The organism is Akkermansiaceae bacterium, from assembly GCA_024233115.1.
Classification (GTDB): Bacteria; Verrucomicrobiota; Verrucomicrobiia; order Verrucomicrobiales; family Akkermansiaceae; genus Oceaniferula.
Genome location: JACKQB010000003.1, coordinates 673,065 through 694,013 on the forward strand (window position 1 = coordinate 673,065; position 20,949 = coordinate 694,013).

The 20,949-nt window shown below is 55.8% G+C and carries 14 protein-coding genes; 9 read left to right on the plus strand and 5 right to left on the minus strand.

Annotation, left to right across the window (positions count from 1 at the left end):
* Positions 1–8 precede the first annotated feature (8 nt).
* Positions 9–1,406, minus strand: a complete 1,398-nt coding sequence (locus tag H7A51_10835; protein ID MCP5536707.1) for a hypothetical protein — start codon at positions 1,404–1,406, stop codon at positions 9–11.
* Between the two features lie 317 nt (positions 1,407–1,723).
* Here H7A51_10835 and H7A51_10840 point away from each other — a divergent pair, with 317 nt between their 5' ends.
* The 7 genes from H7A51_10840 (at position 1,724) to H7A51_10870 (ending at position 10,873) form a co-directional block, all read left to right on the plus strand.
* Positions 1,724–2,200, plus strand: coding sequence for a hypothetical protein (locus H7A51_10840; GenBank protein MCP5536708.1), 477 nt, complete (start codon positions 1,724–1,726; stop codon positions 2,198–2,200).
* Positions 2,201–2,383: 183 nt separating this feature from the next.
* Positions 2,384–3,646: a TolC family protein gene (locus tag H7A51_10845; GenBank protein MCP5536709.1), complete on the plus strand. Its 1,263-nt coding sequence runs from the start codon at positions 2,384–2,386 to the stop codon at positions 3,644–3,646.
* Positions 3,647–3,675: 29 nt separating this feature from the next.
* Complete coding sequence (locus tag H7A51_10850; protein MCP5536710.1) at positions 3,676–4,824, plus strand: efflux RND transporter periplasmic adaptor subunit; 1,149 nt, start codon at positions 3,676–3,678, stop codon at positions 4,822–4,824.
* 9 nt (positions 4,825–4,833) lie between these two features.
* Positions 4,834–7,995 carry an efflux RND transporter permease subunit gene (locus tag H7A51_10855; GenBank protein ID MCP5536711.1) on the plus strand — a complete coding sequence of 1,054 codons (3,162 nt, stop codon included), beginning with the start codon at positions 4,834–4,836 and terminating at the stop codon, positions 7,993–7,995.
* A 64-nt stretch (positions 7,996–8,059) separates the two neighbouring features.
* A complete protein-coding gene (locus H7A51_10860) occupies positions 8,060–8,671 on the plus strand; it encodes a hypothetical protein (protein ID MCP5536712.1) in 612 nt (203 codons plus the stop codon).
* Positions 8,672–8,945: 274 nt separating this feature from the next.
* Positions 8,946–10,253 (plus strand): hypothetical protein, encoded by a 1,308-nt coding sequence (locus tag H7A51_10865; protein MCP5536713.1) that lies wholly within the window; start codon positions 8,946–8,948, stop codon positions 10,251–10,253.
* A gap of 26 nt (positions 10,254–10,279) precedes the next feature.
* On the plus strand, positions 10,280–10,873 hold the full coding sequence (locus H7A51_10870; protein MCP5536714.1) for a hypothetical protein: 594 nt from the start codon (positions 10,280–10,282) through the stop codon (positions 10,871–10,873).
* A gap of 1,307 nt (positions 10,874–12,180) precedes the next feature.
* Here H7A51_10870 and H7A51_10875 read toward each other — a convergent pair.
* The 4 genes from H7A51_10875 to H7A51_10890 form a co-directional block, all read right to left on the minus strand.
* Positions 12,181–12,750: an FKBP-type peptidyl-prolyl cis-trans isomerase gene (locus H7A51_10875; GenBank protein ID MCP5536715.1), complete on the minus strand. Its 570-nt coding sequence runs from the start codon at positions 12,748–12,750 to the stop codon at positions 12,181–12,183.
* A 26-nt stretch (positions 12,751–12,776) separates the two neighbouring features.
* Positions 12,777–14,813: an ATP-dependent helicase gene (locus H7A51_10880; GenBank protein ID MCP5536716.1), complete on the minus strand. Its 2,037-nt coding sequence runs from the start codon at positions 14,811–14,813 to the stop codon at positions 12,777–12,779.
* Between the two features lie 208 nt (positions 14,814–15,021).
* The gene (locus H7A51_10885) at positions 15,022–15,249 is read right to left on the minus strand and encodes a hypothetical protein (protein MCP5536717.1); all 228 of its coding nucleotides are present in this window, start codon (positions 15,247–15,249) and stop codon (positions 15,022–15,024) included.
* 363 nt (positions 15,250–15,612) lie between these two features.
* Positions 15,613–17,082 (minus strand): PLP-dependent transferase, encoded by a 1,470-nt coding sequence (locus tag H7A51_10890; protein MCP5536718.1) that lies wholly within the window; start codon positions 17,080–17,082, stop codon positions 15,613–15,615.
* Between the two features lie 411 nt (positions 17,083–17,493).
* On the opposite strand from H7A51_10890, the gene H7A51_10895 reads away from it, so the two are divergent.
* Entirely contained in the window at positions 17,494–20,223 is a 2,730-nt protein-coding gene (locus H7A51_10895) for a hypothetical protein (GenBank protein MCP5536719.1), read from the plus strand.
* 38 nt (positions 20,224–20,261) lie between these two features.
* Positions 20,262–20,945 carry a hypothetical protein gene (locus H7A51_10900; GenBank protein MCP5536720.1) on the plus strand — a complete coding sequence of 228 codons (684 nt, stop codon included), beginning with the start codon at positions 20,262–20,264 and terminating at the stop codon, positions 20,943–20,945.
* Positions 20,946–20,949 lie beyond the last annotated feature (4 nt).

The following is a 20,949-nucleotide window of genomic DNA, read 5'->3' on the forward strand; positions in this document are numbered from 1 at the left end:
ATTGGAGTTTAACCTGAATAGGAGTCTTCCACGCGTTTGGCGACATCGCGGTAGCCGTAGTCGACTTCGTAGATCTGTTTGAAGCTATCGAGGGCGGCGGCCTTGTCTCCCATATCCTCGTGGATAAGCCCCTTTTCATACAGCACCTCTTTTTTGGTTCCGTCCATTCCGACGAGATCAGCAAGTGCGTCTGAAAGCTGCTTGATGGCAAGGTCGTGCATGTGTTTGGCCCGGAAGGTCTTTCCTAACAACAGCAGCACGCGTGTGCGTATGTGCGGGTTTCTGGTCGCCTGCTGCAAGTGGGGGATCGCATCGCTGTGGTTACCCGCCTTGTAGAGCGCCAGACCGAGCTCGTAGCGGAGCTGCGGGTCGGTGGGATTCCGGTCGACGCGCTCCTGGGCCTCCGTCACCTGTTCAGCGATCCGCTGGGCTAACATGCTGTCGTATTTCGCGCGTAACTCGGCATTCTCCGGATCGGCGGCACAGGCTTTCTTAAGCTCGCTAAGCCCAAAGTCGGCGGCCTTGTCCTTCATATAGGCCGCCTTGTTTTGCAGTGCCACGTCCTTGCTGCTCAACTCGTAGGCGTAGTTGTAAAACGAGTAGGCATTGGGCCAGTCCTCCAGTTGTTCATACAGGCTGGCGACCTTTTTCACCAAGGCCAGGTTCTGGTTGTCAGCCGCATACTCTTCAGAGAGTTTGGCGAGCTTTTCCAACAACTGGTCGCGCGTCATGGCAGCACGGTTAGATGCCTCGAGCGCCGCGGTCTCATCACCGCTCTTCATCACGTCACGGAAACTCTGGGCTTCTTCCCACTTCTGCTTCTTCATCGACGCACGGGCTGTTGCGTCCTTGGAGCCTTTCACCGCATGAATATCGGTAGCATCCTGTTTGCAGATGTCATTGTAGACATCCGCCGCCTTGTCAGGCATATCCCGGGCGAGGTAGTGTTCGGCCAGCTTGTGCAGGAGCTTGGTGTTTTCAGGAGAACCACTACGCACAGTCTCCAAGGCGAAAGCTGCCGTGTTGAGCATGTTGAGACGCAGGGCACAATCGAACAGCAGATCGTTGGCCGGACCGTCAAAGGGTGACTTGGCGAGTTCTTTTTCGAGTGCCATCATTGCCCCTTCCGGGTCTTTTTTACCTTGGGACGGAATTTTCATCAGCGACAGACCACTGCCGCCAAAAAGTCCCTTTTTAAGCTTCTTGCCCGCCAGGTTGGACGCCGCACTGTTTCTGGCCAGTTTACGCGCATCCAGGAATCCGGGCGCCTCCTTGAGCACTGCATGACAAAGACTGATCGCATAGGTGAAGTTCCTCATCTCATAAGCGCTCTGTGCCTTCAGCCAGAGGGATTTGATATTCGATGGAAGTTCTGCTTCGGTTACTTCGGTAAGGTCGTCACTCATTGTTGTTCGTTCTAGGTTCATTCGTCGGACATGGATACGCCCGTCTTTTTACGAAGTGCATCATGTCCAAATGAGGCCCCTTGGCAAGCCCCCTTCCGATACTTTTCAGAAGATCTTTATCAGGCATATACATTGCCATGACGCATGTGTGCATTTTGCGTGCTTTTGCACGTCATCAGGGGCTTTCCTGGGAGTCCCACATTCACGTGTAGCCCACTCGCCGCAGTGATATCGCGGCAACCATTGCGCCCGTTGTTGTTTCATTTGGTTGTTTCATTTGGTTTGACAATCCGCAATATACGTTGAGAGTGGCGGGGATGCGCAAGATTGGCTCATACCTTATCATCCTGGTCTTCCTCACCGCTTACGGGCGCTGTGTGGCCGACCAGTTCGGTATGCTGCACAACAGCGAAGCATCGTGCTGCGTGACTCTTTGTGATGTAGCCGCTCATTGCCCAACTGCCGGCGAGGATCACCCGGCCGATACGGGCCACCCTGATTCAGAGGCTCCGGACGACCGGGAACAACCCGCCCCCTGCCAGCTCTGTTTCATTCTGGGCAGCGACAGCATGCTCCTAGAAGACGGTCTCCAGCTCCCCTCCCCGACCCTGCTAGAGCTTTCTGATTTTTTCTCATTCACTGCGACGCTTGATGATATCCTGCGTGCACATGGGACCTCATTGACCCGGGAGCTGACTCCATCGGGTTACCCGGACCCCTCGGCTGAGCATCGCTCCCGACTTATGCGTATTGGCGCAAAAACGACACCCGTCCGTGGGCCGTCGCTTGCTTGATTAGCGTGCCCCGCGTATGCTGCGTTACCCTTCTCGTGGTGCGCGGCCATTGTTTGGTGTGGGTCCGCCATTGAACTATTGAAATACCGCAGGGAGATTCATCTCTTTCTGCCTGGTTCTCTTATTTCCCCATCGGTTTTCCCGGTCCCGATTTCCCGACCGACGATCCATTACTTGAAATCCATGAAATTCCTTACCCAAGATCACGCCGCTCGCTGGAGCCACGCAAGATCCCTCCTACTCACGTTCCTAACAGCATCATGCCTGGCTGCACCGGCTCATAGCGCCGAGGCCTTGGTCGTATCACTGCACTCGATCCCTGATCGCATCAAAAAACAGAACCCCGAACTCGCCGCAGCCCGCTACCGTATTGCCGAAGCCGTGGGCCGGCTCAACCAATCGGGGCTCCATAGCAACCCCGAACTCGGTGTTGATATCTCGCACAATCCCAGCTTCCGCGAACGCGCGCTCAATGTAAGCATTGCCCAGAAGTTTCCCGTGACCAATCGGCTTCAACTCGAAAAAGCCGTTTCCCTCACCTCTCTCCGTGCGGCGCAGGCGGAAGTGCGTGATGTCGAGCGGCGACTCGTCGCCGAAAGCAAAGAACTCCTGATCAAGGTGCTGGCGCTGCGCCAACAAAAAGAGTTAATCAAAAAACAGGAAACCGTTGCCAAACAACTCGCCGACTACATTGGCGAAGCGGCCAAAAAAGGAGAAGGCTCGGTTCTTGATGCGGGCCAGGCCAGGCTTGAAGCCGCGCAGTTTGCCAACCAGCTACGCCAGCTCAATGCCCAGTCGGCCAGTCTCAGTGGCCAGCTCAAACCCCTGCTTGGCATGTCGACCACAGATCCGCTCGTCGTCAGCGGCGACCTGCCTGAAATCCCCCCGCCTGCGCGCTCGGTCAATCCTGACCAACGGCCTGATTTACAAGCGGCCAAACTCAATGCCAAGGCTGCCGCCGAAGCTGCGGCACTGGAAAGAGCCAGGTCACGCGACGATATCGAGCTGTCCGTTTCTGCCGGGATGGAACGCTCGGAGGATGCGCCCGACGGGTATGACACCGAGGCCACTGTCGGGGTAGGTATCCGTATCCCGCTGCCACTTTGGAATAAAAATGAAGGTGCCATCCAGGAAGCTGATGCGCGTAGGGCACGGAAGACAAAGGAAGTCACCGCCCTCGCCCACAACATCCGTCACGAGGCCTCCACGGCCCATGCCGAGATGACCGAGTGGATCCAACTCGCACGCGAGATCTCAGAGAACCTGCTACCCCTTGCCCACAAGCAGGCTGATCTGGCGGTCAAAGCCTACCGCGAAGGCCAGGGCGACCTCCAGGCCACCCTGCGCACCCGCGAGCAACTCCTCAAGCTGGCATCCGCCAGACTGGATGCGTTGCGCGATTTCCATCTCGCCAAGACCCGCTACGAGGCCGCGCTCGCCAAGTAGTTTCACTTCCTTACCAGCACTCAATATTCATGAACAAATCAACCACCATTCCCTCTGCCCTGGTTCTTATCGGCAGTTGCATCACACTCATCTTTGCCGCCGAGGAAAGCCGGCCTGGATCAGATGGATTCATCTCCCTCCAGCCCGAGGGGATCAAAAACCTCGGCATCCAGTATGCCGTGGTCGAAAAAAAAGACTTCGAGACCACGGTATTTGCCATCGGGCACATCCGCGAAGTCCCCAAAAACCATTCCGTACTCAGTAGCCGGATCTCCGGACGCATCATCGCCGTCAACGCCTTTGAGGGCGATATGGTCAAAAAAGGGGACGTGCTCGTCAAAGTAGAAAGCAGGCAGCCCGGCAGCCCCCCGCCCGTCATCGAACTCAAGGCTCCCCGCGACGGACTCGTTGTCACCAGCCACATCCAACTCGGCGAGCCCGTGGAACCCGATAAGGAATTGTTAGACATCATGGATCTCAGCGAGGTATGGGCCACTGCCCAGATCCCAGAGGATGCGGTCAGCAAGATCAAGCCCGGCACCAAGGCTCACCTGCGCATCCCGGCACTCGGCGGTGAGACGATCGATGGTGTCATGCTGCGCTTCGACCCCAAGGCCAACCAGGAAGGCGGCACCATCGGCGCCATCTTTAAAGTACCCAATCAAGACCTCCGGCTCCGCCCTGGTATGCGGACTGAATTTTCCATCGTCACTTCAAGCCGCCAGGGTGTCATGGCTGTTCCTCGCGAAGCTCTTCAAGGCGACGCCGCCAATCGGGTCGTTTATGTCAAACACATCGAAATCAAAAACGCCTTCACCCGCCTTCCGGTGCAGACGGGGGAAAAAAATGATCGTTACGTTGAGATCATCAGCGGCCTCTTCCCCGGTGATGAGGTCGTTACCACCGGTTCCTACGCGCTCAGCTTCTCCAGCGGCACCGGCCTGTCGCTCAAGGAGGCGCTCGATGCCGCCCATGGCCACGAGCACAACGAAGACGGCTCCAAAATGAGCGATGCCCAAATCAAAGCCAAACAAGAAGCCGCAGAAGGTGGTAAAACGAAAAAAACCAACCCCTACACCCTGTTCTTTGCGGCGACCACCGGGGTGCTCCTACTCCTGCTGATCGTCAGCAGTGTCAGACACTCCCGCCTGAACAAGCATGTAACCACTTCTCACTAGCACACGACCATGCTCAATTCACTCATCCGCTTTTCCCTCGCTCAGAGAGGGCTGATTCTGACGATTGCCACGGTATTGCTGGCCATGGGTTACTACCGCAGTACCCAGCTCCCCGTTGAGGTCTTACCCGATCTCACCAAGCCCACCGTCACCATCCTAACAGAATCACCCGGACTTGCGCCAGAGGAGGTGGAAACACTGGTGACCGTCCCGCTGGAGAATACACTCATGGGTGTCACTGGCGTCACCCGACTCCGCGCTACCAATGATATCGGACTTTCGCTCATCTTCGTCGAGTTCGACTGGGGAACGGACATTTACCAGGCACGTCAATTCGTTCAGGAACGCCTGTTAGGGGTCACCGACGACCTCCCCAGGGGAGTCGTTCCCTACATGACACCGGTTGCCTCCCTGATGGGCAATATCATGCTCCTGGGCGTTACAGATCCCTCCGGACAAATGGAGCCACGCGACCTCCGCTCGCTGGCCGACTGGACCATTTCCCGTCGAATCCAAGGCATCCGGGGTATTGCCGAAGTGCTGTCGATGGGTGGTGGCATCAAACAACTCCAGATCCAGCCCGATCCAGAACGCATGCTTTCCCATGGTGTTAGTTTTGACGAACTCCGTGAAGCCTCCTCCAAAGTGGTCAGCAATACCACAGGCGGCTTCCTCACGGAGAGTGCCCAGGAGATCATGGTTCGAAACCTGGCCATGACCACCGATCTTAACGCGATCGGCAATACCGAAGTCCGCCGTGTGCACGATCGCTCGATCCGGATCAAGGACGTTGCCGATGTCGTATGGGACACCGAGGCGATGCGTGGTGACGCCTCAGCCAATGGCCAGCGTGGTGTTGTCATCAGCATCACCAAGTCACCCGGCTTTGATACGCTCGCGCTCACCAAGGAGGTGGAGGCGGCACTGGCCGACATCCAGAAAAACCTGCCGGAGGGTGTGGTGCTTACCCCGATGTACAAGCAATCCGAGTTTATCAACCTCTCCTTCCATAACCTTGTGGAGGCACTCTGGTTGGGTGGTGTGATGGTCTGTGTGATCCTGTTCCTTTTCCTGATGAACTTCAGGGTGACCCTGATCACCCTCACCTCCATCCCCCTGTCATTAGGTATCGCGGTGTTGGTCTTCGATTTGTTTGGCCTGAGTGTCAACTCCATGACCCTGGGCGGTCTCGCTGTCGCCATTGGCATGGTGGTTGATGATGCCATTGTGGATGTGGAAAACGTCTTCCGTCGGCTCAAGGAAAACGCCCTGCTTGCCGCCCCCCTGCCTCGCCTGGAGGTTATCGCCAAAGCATCATCCGAGGTCCGCAGCTCGATCCTTTATGCGACGATCCTGATCATCCTAGTCTTCGTCCCCCTGCTTGCCCTCAGCGGCGTGGAGGGCCGCCTATTTACCCCCATCGCCATTGCCACCATCGTCAGTATGGCCGCATCTTTCGTGGTCTCGCTCACAGTCATCCCCGTGCTTGCCTCCTTCCTGCTCCATCCCGGCAAACACAAGAAACCGAAGGACAGCCCACTGGTCACAGGCATGAAATGGGTGCTTAAAAACACCTGGCTCCGCCTCGCCCTGAGCCACCCCTTCGCCGTCCTTGCCATCGCCGCCATGCTGCTCCTTGGAGCCGCCACCTTGTATCCCGGTATGGGAAACAACTTCCTGCCTCCGTTCCGCGAACCCACAACGGTGATCGCCACCACCACCGCCCCCGGTACTTCACTGAAACAAACCACCGAACTGGCCGACACGGCGAGTAAGATGCTCATGGAAATCGAGGGCGTCAAAACCGTTGGCTACCGTGCAGGCCGTGCCGAACGGGGCGACCATGTCGTGCCGGTCTCCACAGTCGAGTTTGAAGTCAATTTCGACCCCGACACCACACGCGCCCGTGGCGAAATCATTGAAGAAATCCGCACGGTGATGAGTCCGGTCAACCTACCCGGCACCTTCTCTGCCATCAGCAGTCCACTGGCCGACCGCATTGGCCACATGCTCAGTGGGGTGTCCGCCAAGATTGCGATTAAAATCAAGGGTGACAATCTCAACGAACTGCGTCGTATCGGCACGGAAATCCAAACCCTCGCCCGGGAAATAAAAGGCCTTGAGCAGGCACGGGTCGAGCAGCAGGCGCCGATCCCCCAGCTCAGGATCGAGGTCGACCGTGAACGGGCACGGGCCTACGGCATCACCCCGGGCGACCTCAATGCCCGGCTCGCCACACTGCTCGGGGGTGAAGCCGTCACCGAGCTCTACGAGAACCAGCGCATCTACGATGTCGTTGTCAGACTGCCCATCGAATGGCGTGAATCGCCGGAACGCCTTGCCAATATGTATATCGACACCTCGAGCGGTCAGCGTGTGCCCTTGAAGAACCTTGCCGACATTCGCCAGGCGAAAGGGCCTAACACGATCATGCGCGAAAACACCCAGCGCCGGTTTGTGGTCAGTATCAACCCGACCACTGACAACCTCGTCTCACACGTGGAAGAGCTGCAGAAACAGATCGACGCAAAAATAGAGCTCCCTACTGGCTATAGCATTGATATTGAAGGCGAGTATCTGGCCCAACAAGATGCCTCGAAACGGATTGCCCTGATGTCGGTGATCGTGTTAGTCATCGTGGCTTTCCTGCTCTACAGCTACTTTGGAACACCCGTGTTTACCCTCCAGGTTCTGGCGGACATCCCCATCGCCCTGATCGGCGGCATTATCCTGACCTACCTGACCTTGCAGAACATCAGTATCGCCACACTGGTCGGATTTATCGCCGTGGCCGGAATCGCAGCACGTAACAGCATCATGATGATCTCCCACTACCTCCACCTCATGCGCCATGAAGGTGAGGGTTTTACCCGGGAAATGATCGAGCGCGGCACCTTGGAACGACTCGTCCCGGTCCTGATGACCGCGCTCTCCGCCGGCATCGCCCTGCTGCCACTGGTCGCCAACCTCGGGTTTATCCCGGGTCTGCCCGACTCGAATCCTGCGGAAGCGCCTGGAAAGGAAATCCTCAACCCGGTCGCCATCGTCATCGTTGGGGGGCTCGTGACATCCACCCTGCTGGGACTTGGGGTGACTCCCGCTGTGTTCTGGCTCTTCGGACGCAGGGCGGCCCTTCAAGCGGTCGAGAGAAGCGCCCCGGCATCGCAGTAACCCTGAAGTTTTAAGCTTTAATTTCCAAACTCCAAACCACAAACTCCATAGACCAAACAACACCATGAAACCAACAAAAACAATCGTCGCCACAATCACCGCACTCACCTTCGCTCTCGTCGGATGTGAAGATAAAAAAACAGCCGTCCCCCACGACCATGATGGTGACGGCAAGCCCGACCATGGCCCCGGCGCCCACCCCAAAGCGGTGCCTCACGATCATGATGGCGATGGCAAACCTGACCACGATGTCCATCCCGGTGAAAGTGACGATCACGCCGGCCACGACCACGCCAAAAAAGAGGCAGGCCCCAATGGTGGCAGGATCATCACCACCGTCGAACCCCACGCCGAGTTTTTTGTCACCGCCGATCACAAGATCCGTATCACGTTTCTCAGTGCCGACAACAAAGCCGTGGCTGTCGGCGCACAAACCGTCGATGTCGTCTGCGGCGACCGGAGCAACCCCACCATGCTTGCATTCACCAAGGCAGCCGATGGCAACTCGTTGATCTCCAGCGGAGTCCTTCCCGAGGGTAACAATTTCCCCACCATCGTCACCATCAAAACCACCGCTGAGGCGGCACCTGTGCGGGATAAGTTCACCCTCAATCTGAGCGACTGCCCGACGTGTGAGTATAAGGAATACGCCTGCACCTGTGAGCACGGCCACTAACAAAAACTTGATCCATCCACATCCCCTCGTGGCCACACGGGGGGATTTTTTTATTTTACGGCCAGTAGATGACGCAGACAAGACCCCTTCCGCAGACAGGGAAATGTCGATCAAATTGACCGCGAAAAGGAGCGAAATGCGCGAAATTTTCATATGCATGCAGGCCCAGAAAGACAGTGCGATCAGCGGTATCATTTGAAACCAACCGGGAAGTCTTTCCCTCATGTACGAACCCTGACGAATAGCCCCTATTTCCTTGCCAAACACGCCAAACATGTTAGCAAAGACCATCGTGTATTCCCGCGCATCCATCCGCCGAGCCATCCTCCTGCTCGTCATGTTTCTATGCGCCACCACCCGTGGCGGTGGTTTCCAACCACCACGCCCAACCACCACCAACGCCTACGCTCCCCCCCACCAATCCACCACCACCGTAGTTGCATACGCTTACGCCACCAATACCCTCACCTCGCGTCAAGGCACCACCCAAAACCAAATACCCAGAACTAAAAACCTCACGCCCTACGACTACGATACCACCGTCGCCCCCCACCAGCGTAACACCCCCACAATCCCGCAACCTACCGCCCCGTGGGCGGTAGCGGCTCTTGTAACACCACTAACGCGGCGTCGCCGCACAAGCAATCCCGCCCCAAACAACACCCACGACGACATCACACGCCTCCGCCCGCGGAACAGTCCTCACCCCCACTACAACTACGCCGCCTCCAGAACCCAAACCGTAGCGGCAACCTCCGGTCGCCCCGCCAAGCCCCTTGATCTAGAAACCGGCCTCTACTACTACGGCTACAGATACTATGATCCGGTGACAGGCAGATGGCCATCCAGAGACCCCATTCAAGAGCAAGGAGGAAGTAATCTTTACGCATTCGTCAATAATGATGGAGTTAATGATATTGATGTTTTAGGAAAATTTACGGGAGATATATTTATACGCAATCAGCGCATGACAATTGATGCTGATGGAGCTCCTACTGCTTATCATCCGGCTGGAACAGGTATTGATTTTCTGAAAAACGGGGGATTTCCCAGCAATACCGTAGAAGCAACTGCGACATATAGACGATGCCCTTATGGAGTTGTTTGCAGAAGGTTAGGTAATGGACGTTATCAACCATATATTCAAGGGCAGAATGGAGCTAGAGGTCCATCACATGGCTACTTCATTTCAGGTACAGCTTGGTCTCAAGGGCCTGCAAATGACCAAAATAGTTACGTGAACAGTAGTGTAATACCTTATGTTGTAGTGAGGACTCGCAGACATCTTGGCAAATTGGTGTCGGTTGTTGAAATGGATGGGTTTTTCCCCATTGTAAACCATGGTGTTGCAGCGGATATAAATGGAAGAACCCAAGGAGAGGCTTCGATAGCCATGGCTCAACTATTTGGTTTGTCAGGAAGTCCAAAAAATGGGGGAACCAATAAGCGTAAGTTTTGCTACATCATCTATGATGAGAAAACAGCCTTCCCTGGTTCCGGTGCATCAAGTAGTGCTGAAACATTGTATGACTTGCTGCCTAAAGATGAAAGAGGCTTCCCATGCGGATGTCTTGGGGAGTGAATGATATGAATTGCTGTTTAAACAAGTTGATACCCTTATCAGGGCGGGTCAGTCGTCTCGTTTTTGCAGTTGCAGTGCTTGCCTGCAGCCCCAATGTTTTTTCTCAAAATTCCAAGGGGCGCGTGGAATTCAATGTTCCTAGTGATACCGTTTTAGTTAAAAAGTCTGACAAGCCCTCTCTGTATGTATTCAACAACCTCCTCAAAGAAAGTTTGGAATTTCGCAAATTTCTTGCTGTGAATAAAGAAAAGGTTGTTCAAGGATCAAGAGTAGATCCTGAAATCAGATTGTCTACACTACTACTCATGAGACAAGATTATACAACAGGAGGACTTCCTGCTATTGGAGGATCGGTTCGCCAACAGTTCGAACTATATGCAGACTATGTTTCATTCACTGGACAGGCACACCATGCAAATTTTTTATCAAAGGGTTTTTTCGTGGTTTACGAACGTGAGAAACTTGTTCACGCAAATTCTTCTATAAAAAGAAATCGAGACAAAATTTCCATTGTTGGATTTTCCGAAAAACTTAGTGATTTGGTTTATTCAAACGAAGAATTTATTGAACGAGCTTCCAAGAAGCTCGAAACTTATCTGTCCACACTCCCCAAAGAATGAAAGAGAGGTTCCAGAGAGATAACATGGGGATAGGAAAGATAACAGAGAGGGGTCAGTCCGTGGATTGTGGATTGAAGGATTGTTAGATATGTATGTTAGTCTCCCAAATATCAACCTTTCAAATGCTAGCCGCTGACGCGGGAGGCTGTTCAACTGCCGCCGAGCCCGGCATCCACCGACGGCCTGATCACGCGTCGTGCTTGGCTGACATCGCACAACGGGCGTAATGAGGGGTGGTGCCTGAAGCTGTGGCTGCCTTCCCCAAAGGGGCCCCTTCCACAGCGGCACCGGACGCAGCTCCGGCAGATCGCTCCCCCCCTCCGCCGAGGCTTCGGGGGGCACGCTCACCGCCTGCGCCCCGTCCTCCACCTCTCATTACGCGCAGTTGTGCGAAGTAAGCCGCACGCCCCGCGCCAGTCCGGAATCAGGCTCCTAACGTCGCGTCCAACAGAATGAGGCTCCGCGCCGCGCATCACACCTGCCGGAGCGGCAGGAGAGATGCACACACCCCCCGGCTCCGGCTGCACCGCAGGGGCGGTTTCGCCTCCGCCCCAACCACGCTCCGCACCCCGCTCCGCCGTCGTGCTCGTCCCTCACACCACGGCTCCGCCCCGCCACCTGCAGCAACCATTCCAGAGCGCGCATCGGCAACCAGCAAGGGCGAAAGGAGTCGAATGGCTCGCGCCGCCGCCGCGTGTCGCCGCATCAAGTGGAACCTTTTCTACTCCAGACCACTATTCCACTTGACCCGCCGCCCCACGGCGGCAATGGGCACGTATCGTTTCGTTTTCGAGAAAACAAAACGTAGTTTTGCAGAGAGGGGTCAGTCCGTGGATTGTGGATTGGGGGATTGTTAGATATGTATGTTAGCCTCCCAAATATCAACCTTTTCAACTCTAGTCGCAATCGCGAAAGCTGTCTAACTGCCGCCGAGCCCGGCACCCCGCCGACGGACTGGCACGCGTCGTGCTGTGGCTGACATCGCACAACGGGCGTAATGAGGGGTGGTGCGCACGGGCGAGCTTTGCGAGTGCAAGTCTCTCCCTGATTGTGGCTGCCTTCCCCGAAGGGGTCCCTTCCACAGCGGCACCGGACGCAGCTCCGGCAGATTGGTTCCTTCGTCACGGGCCAATAAGGGTCCAGGAAGAGATTTGTTGCATTCATTCAATCCCCTCTCATTTCAAACCGTCAAATACACGGCATGCAACAAATCCCATCCTGGACCGCCTTCCCCCTTTTTTCTGTTTTCATGACTACACCAGTATCTTTCCTCACAACATAGAGTGCACCAACGTCACAGACAAACATCACTGCTCCACCGCGATCAGTTCCACCTCAAAAATCAGTGTTGAGTCAGGGGGTATCTTATCCCCAGCTGCCCGATTACCATAAGCAAGTCCGGGGGGAATGGTAAATCGATAGATGGCTCCCACTGACATCAATTGCAGACCCTCGGTCCAGCCTGGGATCACCTGGTTGAGTGGAAACGAAATAGGCTGGTCACCTGGGGAGCTATCAAACTCCGTACCGTCTATCAGAAATCCTCGATAGACCACCTTGACCTTATCCGTCGGCCCCGGCGAGGCCCCGTTCCCCTTTTTCAACACCTGATAGATCAAGCCGCTATCGGTACGGATTTTTTGTGGAGGCGCGATGGCCTCACGCGCTTTGCGCTTTGCGGGTCGGGCTGCCGCGTCATCATCCCCCACTGAAACCCCGGCACTCGATGCCGAACCCGTATCAGCAGCACGACTCAGCTCGTTCCCCCTCATCCGCTTGACATCCATGATGAAAATGGCGGCGAAAATGGCCACCACGATGGGCACGATAATGAGATAAGGTTTGCGGGTCATAGGAGCAACAGCATCGCCAACCATGGCACACCTGCAAACATTAAGTTCCCTCACCAGGCCGACACCTGCCACTCCTCGGTCAGGTCAGTGGGAATGGCATCGAGGAAACGGGAGGGTTTGGTCATGTATTCACCGGTGTAACTCTTGGGGTTGGTCATCGGATAAGTCAGATAGAGCTGGTCCTTGGCACGGGTGACAGCCACGTAAAACAGCCTGCGTTCCTCCTCGAACATTTCCATGTCTCCGGAATCGATCACACGCCTGTTAGGAAACATGCCGTCGGCAAGCCAAACCACGAACACCACCTTCCACTCCAGCCCCTTTGCCTGGTGGATGGATGAGAGCATGATGCTGTCGTCTTTTCTCCCGTCCTTTCCACCCCGGCCCGGTTTGCCGTCAGGCTCGCCATCGACCGATGACATCAACGACAGCTGGGCGAGAAACTCGAGGACGTCCTCGTAGTTCTCACCATATTGCATGAGCTGCTCGATGTCCTGCTTCCGGTGTTCGTAGTTATCGAATGTGCCGCGCATGTAGTCCTCGTAGACACCCTCGAGGATGCTGAAAATCATGTTCGACGGTCGCTCGAACTCACCGCCCGGTGCAAGTTCATCGAGGGTGTGGCAGAGCTGCTCCCAGGTGTCCTTCGCTTTTGCCGGCACGCGGAAAGTGAGCAAGGTTTCGGAAAACGACACGGGGACTTCGACACTTTGCCCGGCGGCGGAGTTCGCCCAGGCAAGCCAGAGGTTGTCGGCTGTTTTCGAACCAATCCCCGGCAGCAGCAAAACAAAGCGCTTGAAGCTGACTTCGTCCCGGCCATTGACCACAAACCGAATCATCGCCGAGACATCCTTGATATGGGCCTGCTCGAAAAACCTCAGCCCACTGGTGATCTGGAAGGGCAAATCGCGGCGCGTCAGCTCCATCTGGATCTCCATACTCTGGTAGTGGGCGCGGTAGAGCACGGCGATCTCGTTGGGTTCAATCCCCTCACCGATCAACTCGTCGATCCGCTCAGCGAGAAACCCGGCCTGGGTCGACGGGTCATCGAGCGCCACCAGCGCCGGCACCATCGCCCCCCCTTCGCGGGCGGGTTTGAGCTCTTTCTCGAATTGGGTTTTGTTAGGACGGATCGCGGCATTCGACAGCTCGAGCACCTCGGGAACCGACCGGTAGTTGGTCTCGATTTTAAACACCTGGGCAGCAGGATACTTCTCCTGAAAACTGAGGATGTTCGCCATATCGGCACCACGCCACGAGTAAATCGACTGGGCATCGTCGCCCACGACCATGAGGTATTGTTTTTCACCGACCAACAGATCGATCAGATCGCACTGCACCTTGTTAGTATCCTGATACTCATCGACGAGTATGTGGCGGAATTTCTTCTGATAGAGCTGGCGCAGGTCCTGATGTTCCTGCAGGAGTTTGAGCGTCTGGATGAGAAGGTCATCAAAGTCCATCGAGTTGGTGGCCTTCTTTTTCTTCCGGTAGCCCTTGCGGACTTTCTTGATTTCCTCCAGCCACTCTTCAAGGTGGGGATATCGGAGCTCGATAATATCATCGAGCGATTCGTAGGTATTTTCCGCCAGACTGAAAATGGAAGCCAGCAAGTCGGCCTTCGGAAAACGCCGGCCACCGGTATGGATGTTGAGTCCCTTGACCACTTCGGTCAGCAAGGACTTCTGGTCGTCCCGGTCGAGGATGGAAAACGACCGGGTAAAGCCAAGGTCATCAGCGTGCCGGCGCAGGATGCGGTTACCGATCGAGTGGAAGGTGCCGCTCCAGAGGTTGCTGATATCCTGTGGCACCAACTGCTCGACCCGCTCCAGCATTTCACGCGCCGCTTTGTTGGTGAATGTCAGCAGCAGGATATTGCCCGCATCGACTCCCTGATCGAGAAGATAGGCTACCCTGTGGGTCAGCGTACGGGTTTTTCCGGACCCGGCACCGGCAATGACCAGGGCGGGACCGGGCTGGGAACTCACCGCGGCGTACTGTTGCTCGTTGAGTTCGGCTGCATAATCGATCCCCGACGGGTTACCGCCTGTCTGTTTACCAGATTTTATCCTGTATTCTCGCGCCATGGATGGGGAATTTAGCAGCGAAGCGGCGAATGAGAAGTGGCAATATGAGACAATATGAGACAATGTCTACAATCCCACACCCTTCCAAACCATCAGCTTTGGAAAAATGTCACCAACCGTGCCGCTGCCTTACAACGTCAACCGCATCCATGTAATGCTGCCACTGCCGCGGCTTACAGCAATTGATTGAACGTATAGGAAAGCGGATTTATGCCGCGATCTCGTAATGCTCGGCGATGTCGCGGAGAATACGGTCACGACGGTCACGGGCGCTATCAAGGTCACGTGTTTTCAGGGAAAACCTGAGACGCTCGGAGGTGGCGTCGTTTTTGTGCACCGTGAGGTGGCACCACCACACACCGCGGTTGTTCCACAGGTGATGGTTGGGGTTTTCTTCATTCACACGCAGAGCTAATCTTGTTTTTGATTTGGCCATATTGTTGTTCTTGTTAACTGGGTATCTGTCGTTGCGTCCACCCGCGCCTCCATTGTTTGAGGCTCCGGGGCGGATGGGGTGTATTTTTCCGAAAGGGGGTCTTTTTTAGGGGCGGCGTCATATAGTGCTTTTCCCGCAGGCTTGCAACCCTTTTTATTCTGGGAAATCAGAGCTTTCAAGTGTTTTTTGTTATTACCTTAATGATTTTACTAATGTTTCACCGGTTTGTCAGGTCCACAGCCTTCTATCTCCCCTTCGCAGCAAAAAACGTTCCATCTTTGCAAGATACGTATTTGAGCCGCTAAACAGCTGTCGGAGCGGCCCCAAGGCCGACTCCCGTCGAGCCCATCAATCCAGGCCTCGTCAGATGGATTCGATGGCATCACTGACACGGGCAATCAGGTCGTCCGGTGCTTCCGAGCCCACCGAGATCCGGATTAAATGCCTGTCGACCCCACAGCCCTCGACCCATTCCAACTCATCATAGTGAGCCAGCAGGGTGTATGGACACGCCAAGGTGAAATCAGTCCCCAGGCTCGGCCCCTTGGACAACCTCAGGGCATCAAAAAACCTGGCTGATTTTTTCCGGTTTTTCAATACAAAGGAAATCAGCCCACCAAAGCCCCCACCCTTGCGTTTGATGGCATTGTATTGCGTGGTCGTTGTGTACTTAGGATACCAGACAGCCTCGACGGCGGGACAGGTGATCAAATAATCAGCCAGTGCCTCGCCCCCGGCATTCGATTCCCTCATCCGGCGCGCAAAGCTACTGATATTACGGGCCAGCACCCGCGCATCAGATGCATAGAGGCGTGAGCCGCCTGGGCAATCACGTTCAAAAAACTCACGCAAGTCAGAATACATCGGCGATCCGGGGCACAAGGTCACCTGGCCCGCCATGACATCACCTTTTCCTGACATCCACTTGGTCAGGCTGGTGGTGATCATATCGGCATACTGATCCACCTGGATATTGGCAACCGAGCAGATGGTGTCATCGACCACCAGCGGCACGCCGCCTTCCCGGCAAGCATGGGAAACGGCCTCGAGGTCAACGGTCCGCAACAGCGGATTGCCGGGAGTTTCACAAAAAACGGCGGAAAACTCCCCCTTGCTGATACGTCTCAGTGCCTCCTCCAATGACTCACCCGCAGCTTCGTTGAGGAACACCACGCCATTCCCAAAATGATTCTGCACCCTCATCGTGTCGACGTAGGGAAACTCAAGTTGCAAGGTCTTGCGACCAGGAAGCAGCTGGCTAATAGCACGGTGGGTCGCAAAAACTCCAGCCATGCCGTTTTCATAGAGGAACACGTTCTGCGGAGCAAATTTGCCAAACTCCGCAATCCGCTTGCGGAGACTGCCGGTTGGAAAGCCCTTGCCTCCCTCCCCATTCAAAACATGCTCGGCTTGTCGGCTGCCTACAATCTCACCCGTATATCGCCAGTATTCCATCGCGACCGGTAAATCCGCCTCGCTGACGATCAATGCCTGAAGCCCTTCATAACTCGCGATCCTCGACGCCGAACCACTGCGTTTTTCCACATACCGCTGCGCCCGCTGCGCGGCATCACGGCTGGGGAAGACCACCACCTTCGAGCCGTTGTCAGCCAATGCCTGGGTCGCCTCGGCGAACAATCTCGTCGTTGACGGATGGAGAAAAAACCGGGGGTATCCGGCCAGCAAACGGCGTATCACCTTATCGCGCTTTTCCTCGTAACCAAGCACGGAGTCCCACGTAGGCAGGCATACGGAACAGGCATGCTGCGTCTTTGGCAATGGCATACCCGTATCCGCCTCCGTCCACGCAGGCTCTGTTTTCAAATCTCTCAAAATCTGGCTGGGCAATAATGGTTGCTAACACAGATTGCAAGCCCATATACCGCATGCTGTGATAAGCGGCTGACCGAATGCCATCCAACCCATATTGATGGCAAGCAATTTCTCGAACAAACAGCCCGGCACTCAGCGGATTGAGGATGTGATTGGCTGTAAAATCCACCATGACTCCAATAAATCGATATTTATGGACAAAAAATCCCCGCTGACGCCGTTACTTTTATGACAAAATCCGCTGGATATGGAACTAAGTCCATGACAGCTTCCTCCAATTGGAAGTCATACCATTAGCAATACCATTAGCAATACCATTTGCCCAAGCCGCCTACTTCGACGAGACTTACACCTAACGCTCCTCCACCAGCTCCTCATTCACCGCCTCATTCACCGCCTCACCCAAGCTCCATGCCCGCGAATCATACACCTGACCAACCGCCCCACCAAGCACCCATTCCCGAGGGTTTGCGTATTCAACTGGAGCAGTTTAAAAAACGCCTTTGGCACATCAAAATCGCCGAAGCCATCCTCGCGGGCTTTTTCGGCCTCCTGTTCTCATTCCTGCTGGTCTTCGGGCTTGACCGCTTCCTTGAGACACCCAACACCATTCGCCTCGTTATTCTCGTAGTCGGAGTCTCTCTCTTCGCCCTCTTTGCCCCCTACTGGATCCACCGCTGGGTTTATGGCCACCGCCGGGAAAACCAACTCGCACGGCTTATCTCGCGCCGCTTCCCCAAACTGGGCGACCGCCTCCTCGGGGCCGTGGAGCTGCAAGACCAGACAGAAGGAAAAGACACCCTGTCACCAGCCCTACGTGCCGCCGCCATGCGCACCGTTGCCGCCGAGGCTGCAAGCCGGAACCTCGACAATGCACTGCCAGCTGCACGCCACCGCAAGTGGTCGCTCGCCGTTTTGGCGCTGTTCATTATCGCGGTGGGCACTCTCGTCAGTGTCCCCGATGCCGGCATCAACGCCCTCAAGCGCTGGCTTATGCCGCTTTCCAGCACGGAACGCTACACCTTCACCCAGTTGGACCTCTCAGGCATCAGCACCCCTCACCGCATCCCCTACGGCGAAGCCTTTAGCCTGACCATCCCTTTGGCAAAGGATACCCACCGATCCCCAGAAACCGCACGAGCACGCTACGGCAACGGCGAGTGGGTTGAAGCCCGGCTGGTCGATAATGCCTACACCTTCAACTTCAAAGGACAGCGCGCCCAGGACAATCTCCGGCTCGAAGTCGACGACGCCAGGCATAGTCTGCCATTCGAACCCGTCATCCGCCCAGCCGTGGAAAATATCCGCGCCGCAGTGAAACTCCCCGCTTATCTGGAACGTCCCGACATCAGTGCCGACCTCCGCTCCGGATTCATGACCGTCCTTGAAGGCAGCGACATCAAGATCCAGGCCACCGCCACACGGGCGCTTTCCGCTGCTGATGCCGAGGTCATCACACTCCCCAAAACCATCGAGCCAGAACCCGGCGACGCATTGACCCCTGAAACCCCGGAGCCAGGCCCTGCCGAAACCGCTCAAGCGACCGAACCAGACAAAGTGGCGCCACCACGCAAGATCGCCCTCAAGGTGGATGGAAGAAAAATCACCACCCCCGGGATCACTGTTGGCTCAAACTCACTGGTCATCCCCATGCAGTGGCAAGACATCTACGGGCTCAAGGCCGACCCCCCCCTGAAGCTGCGCATCGAAACCACCCAGGACCAAATTCCCTCGACCTACATCCAGGGCGTCGACAGGCAACACATCATGCTCGCTGAAGAGACCATCGAGTTTGAAGTCCTTGCCGAGGACGATTACGGACTCAAGGCGTGCGGTATCTCGTGGCAAGGCGAGTTCACCAAACCCACCGGAGGCACTCCGGCCAAGGGCGAACTTACCATCGAACAAGGAAGCCCGACACACACCAATCTCAACAAACCGTTCTCATTCTCACCCGCCAACCTTGGTATCGAACCTCAAAAAATCCTGCTGCGCTCGTGGACCGAGGACTACAAACCGGGCCGTGGCCGCGTCTATTCCGAACCCATCGTCCTCTACATCCTGACCCGCGACGAACACGCACAAGTGCTTAAAAACGAATTCGACCGCGCCATCGGCGAGCTTGAGGACATCGCGAGGAAGGAGCAAAACCTCAATGATGAGAACCAACGCATCGAGCGCGACAAGGACAAAGACCTGCAGTCGCATGAGGCCAGGAAAAAACTCGAGGCCCAGCAAGACGCCGAGCGCGCTAACAAGGAGCGCATGCAGGAGCTCTCCAAAAAAATGGAGCAGCTCTTCAAGGACGCCGTGCGCAATGGGGACATTGACAAAGAGGCCCTCCAGAAAATGGCCAAGGCTTTGCAGGCCATGAAGGAACTCTCCAAGGAAGACCTTCCCAAGGTTGAGCAAAAACTCCAGGACGCGCAAAGCCAGCGTAACACCAAGGAAAAATCCGAGCAGGACCTCAAAGATGCCATCGAAGAACAAAAAAAGGCCCTCGAGAAAATGAAACAGGCACTCAAGGACGCCAACGAAGCCAACCAGAACTTCGAAGCCAGCACCTTTGTCAATCGGCTCAAGCGCGCCGCCAGCGAGGAGGACGGCATCGCGTCCACCTTTATCGACCTGATCGATAAGATCATCGGCCAGGACTACGATTCCCTCGATCCCGTCGAACAACGCGCCATCAAGGCGGCCTATGACCAACAACGCCAAACCGCCGCTGACGTCCGTTGGATCCAGGAGGACCTCGAGAACTACTACACCCGCACCCAGAAAGACGAGCACAAGAAACTCGTCGATGCCATGCGTGCGTCGCGCATCGATGAAGAGCTCGAAGCCCTCGCTACCCGCGTATCCAGCAACATCTCATTCACCTCCATCGGCGAATCCAAACACTGGGCCGAACAACTCAGGAAATGGGCCAAGGAGCTTGATGGCCAGAACAAAAAAGACGACGGCGGCGGTGGCGGCGGCGGTGGCGGCCCGCAGGAAGAAAAGGATTTTGAATTCATGCTCAAGGTCATGCGGATGATCCAGAAAGAACAAGACATCCGTGCCCGCACCCGTTCGCTGGAAGACCTCCGCCGGACACTCAAGCCAAGCGCACCCGCCACTCCCGGCATTCCCACTCCCTGATCCACCAGCCATCCCCACTTATTAACCGCGTGACTCCTATGAATATCACCAAACTCGCACTTATTTGCACAGCTCTCACCATGCCTGTGGCGCTCGCCGATCCAGCAAGCGAAGCCAGGGACAAGGCCGCACTGAGCCAGGAAGACATCACCAAGGGCTTCGAAAAACACGAACAAGGAGCCAAAAAACTCTCCACCGAGCAGGACGAGCTCTCTGCCGACGTGCAGGATCTCATCGATGAACAAACCGATGATGAAGTCATCAAGCTTCTGCGCGAAATCGAAGTCATCATGGCCGACGCCACCGACCTTCTCGAACAGAAGAAAACCGACGGTGCCACTATCGCCACTGAAACCGAAGTGATCGAAAAAATCTTCGAAGCCGCGAAAAAGAAACAACAGAAAGGCGGTGGTGAGGGCGGTCAGAAAAGCATGGAATCGATGCTTCAGATGCTCCAGAACATGATGAACGGCGGCCAGGATGTTGGCGAAGGCAAGGAGCCAGGTAAAGAGCCCGGCAAAGGCGGCGACCAGCCTGGCCAAGGCGGCAGCGGTGGTGGTGAGGCCGGTGGAAAAACAGGCGCTCCCGATAACACCGCCGAAAACGCCGAACGCCGAGTGCCCAAAAACTCCGGCAGCGCCGGCAGCGCCCTGCCCCGCGAATTCCAGAAAGCGATGGACGCCTATAACAAGGGTGCCGCGCAAAAATCCACAAAGCCCTGAGTAT

What these genes read in the sequence shown, in the direction of transcription:
- H7A51_10835 (MCP5536707.1), bottom strand. Translation starts at nt 1,406, where the DNA reads ATGAGTGACGACCTTACCGAAGTAACCGAAGCAGAACTTCCATCGAAT.
- H7A51_10840 (MCP5536708.1), top strand. Translation starts at nt 1,724, where the DNA reads ATGCGCAAGATTGGCTCATACCTTATCATCCTGGTCTTCCTCACCGCT.
- H7A51_10845 (MCP5536709.1), top strand. Translation starts at nt 2,384, where the DNA reads ATGAAATTCCTTACCCAAGATCACGCCGCTCGCTGGAGCCACGCAAGA.
- H7A51_10850 (MCP5536710.1), top strand. Translation starts at nt 3,676, where the DNA reads ATGAACAAATCAACCACCATTCCCTCTGCCCTGGTTCTTATCGGCAGT.
- H7A51_10855 (MCP5536711.1), top strand. Translation starts at nt 4,834, where the DNA reads ATGCTCAATTCACTCATCCGCTTTTCCCTCGCTCAGAGAGGGCTGATT.
- H7A51_10860 (MCP5536712.1), top strand. Translation starts at nt 8,060, where the DNA reads ATGAAACCAACAAAAACAATCGTCGCCACAATCACCGCACTCACCTTC.
- H7A51_10865 (MCP5536713.1), top strand. Translation starts at nt 8,946, where the DNA reads ATGTTAGCAAAGACCATCGTGTATTCCCGCGCATCCATCCGCCGAGCC.
- H7A51_10875 (MCP5536715.1), bottom strand. Translation starts at nt 12,750, where the DNA reads ATGGTTGGCGATGCTGTTGCTCCTATGACCCGCAAACCTTATCTCATT.
- H7A51_10880 (MCP5536716.1), bottom strand. Translation starts at nt 14,813, where the DNA reads ATGGCGCGAGAATACAGGATAAAATCTGGTAAACAGACAGGCGGTAAC.
- H7A51_10885 (MCP5536717.1), bottom strand. Translation starts at nt 15,249, where the DNA reads ATGGCCAAATCAAAAACAAGATTAGCTCTGCGTGTGAATGAAGAAAAC.
- H7A51_10895 (MCP5536719.1), top strand. Translation starts at nt 17,494, where the DNA reads ATGCCCGCGAATCATACACCTGACCAACCGCCCCACCAAGCACCCATT.
- H7A51_10900 (MCP5536720.1), top strand. Translation starts at nt 20,262, where the DNA reads ATGAATATCACCAAACTCGCACTTATTTGCACAGCTCTCACCATGCCT.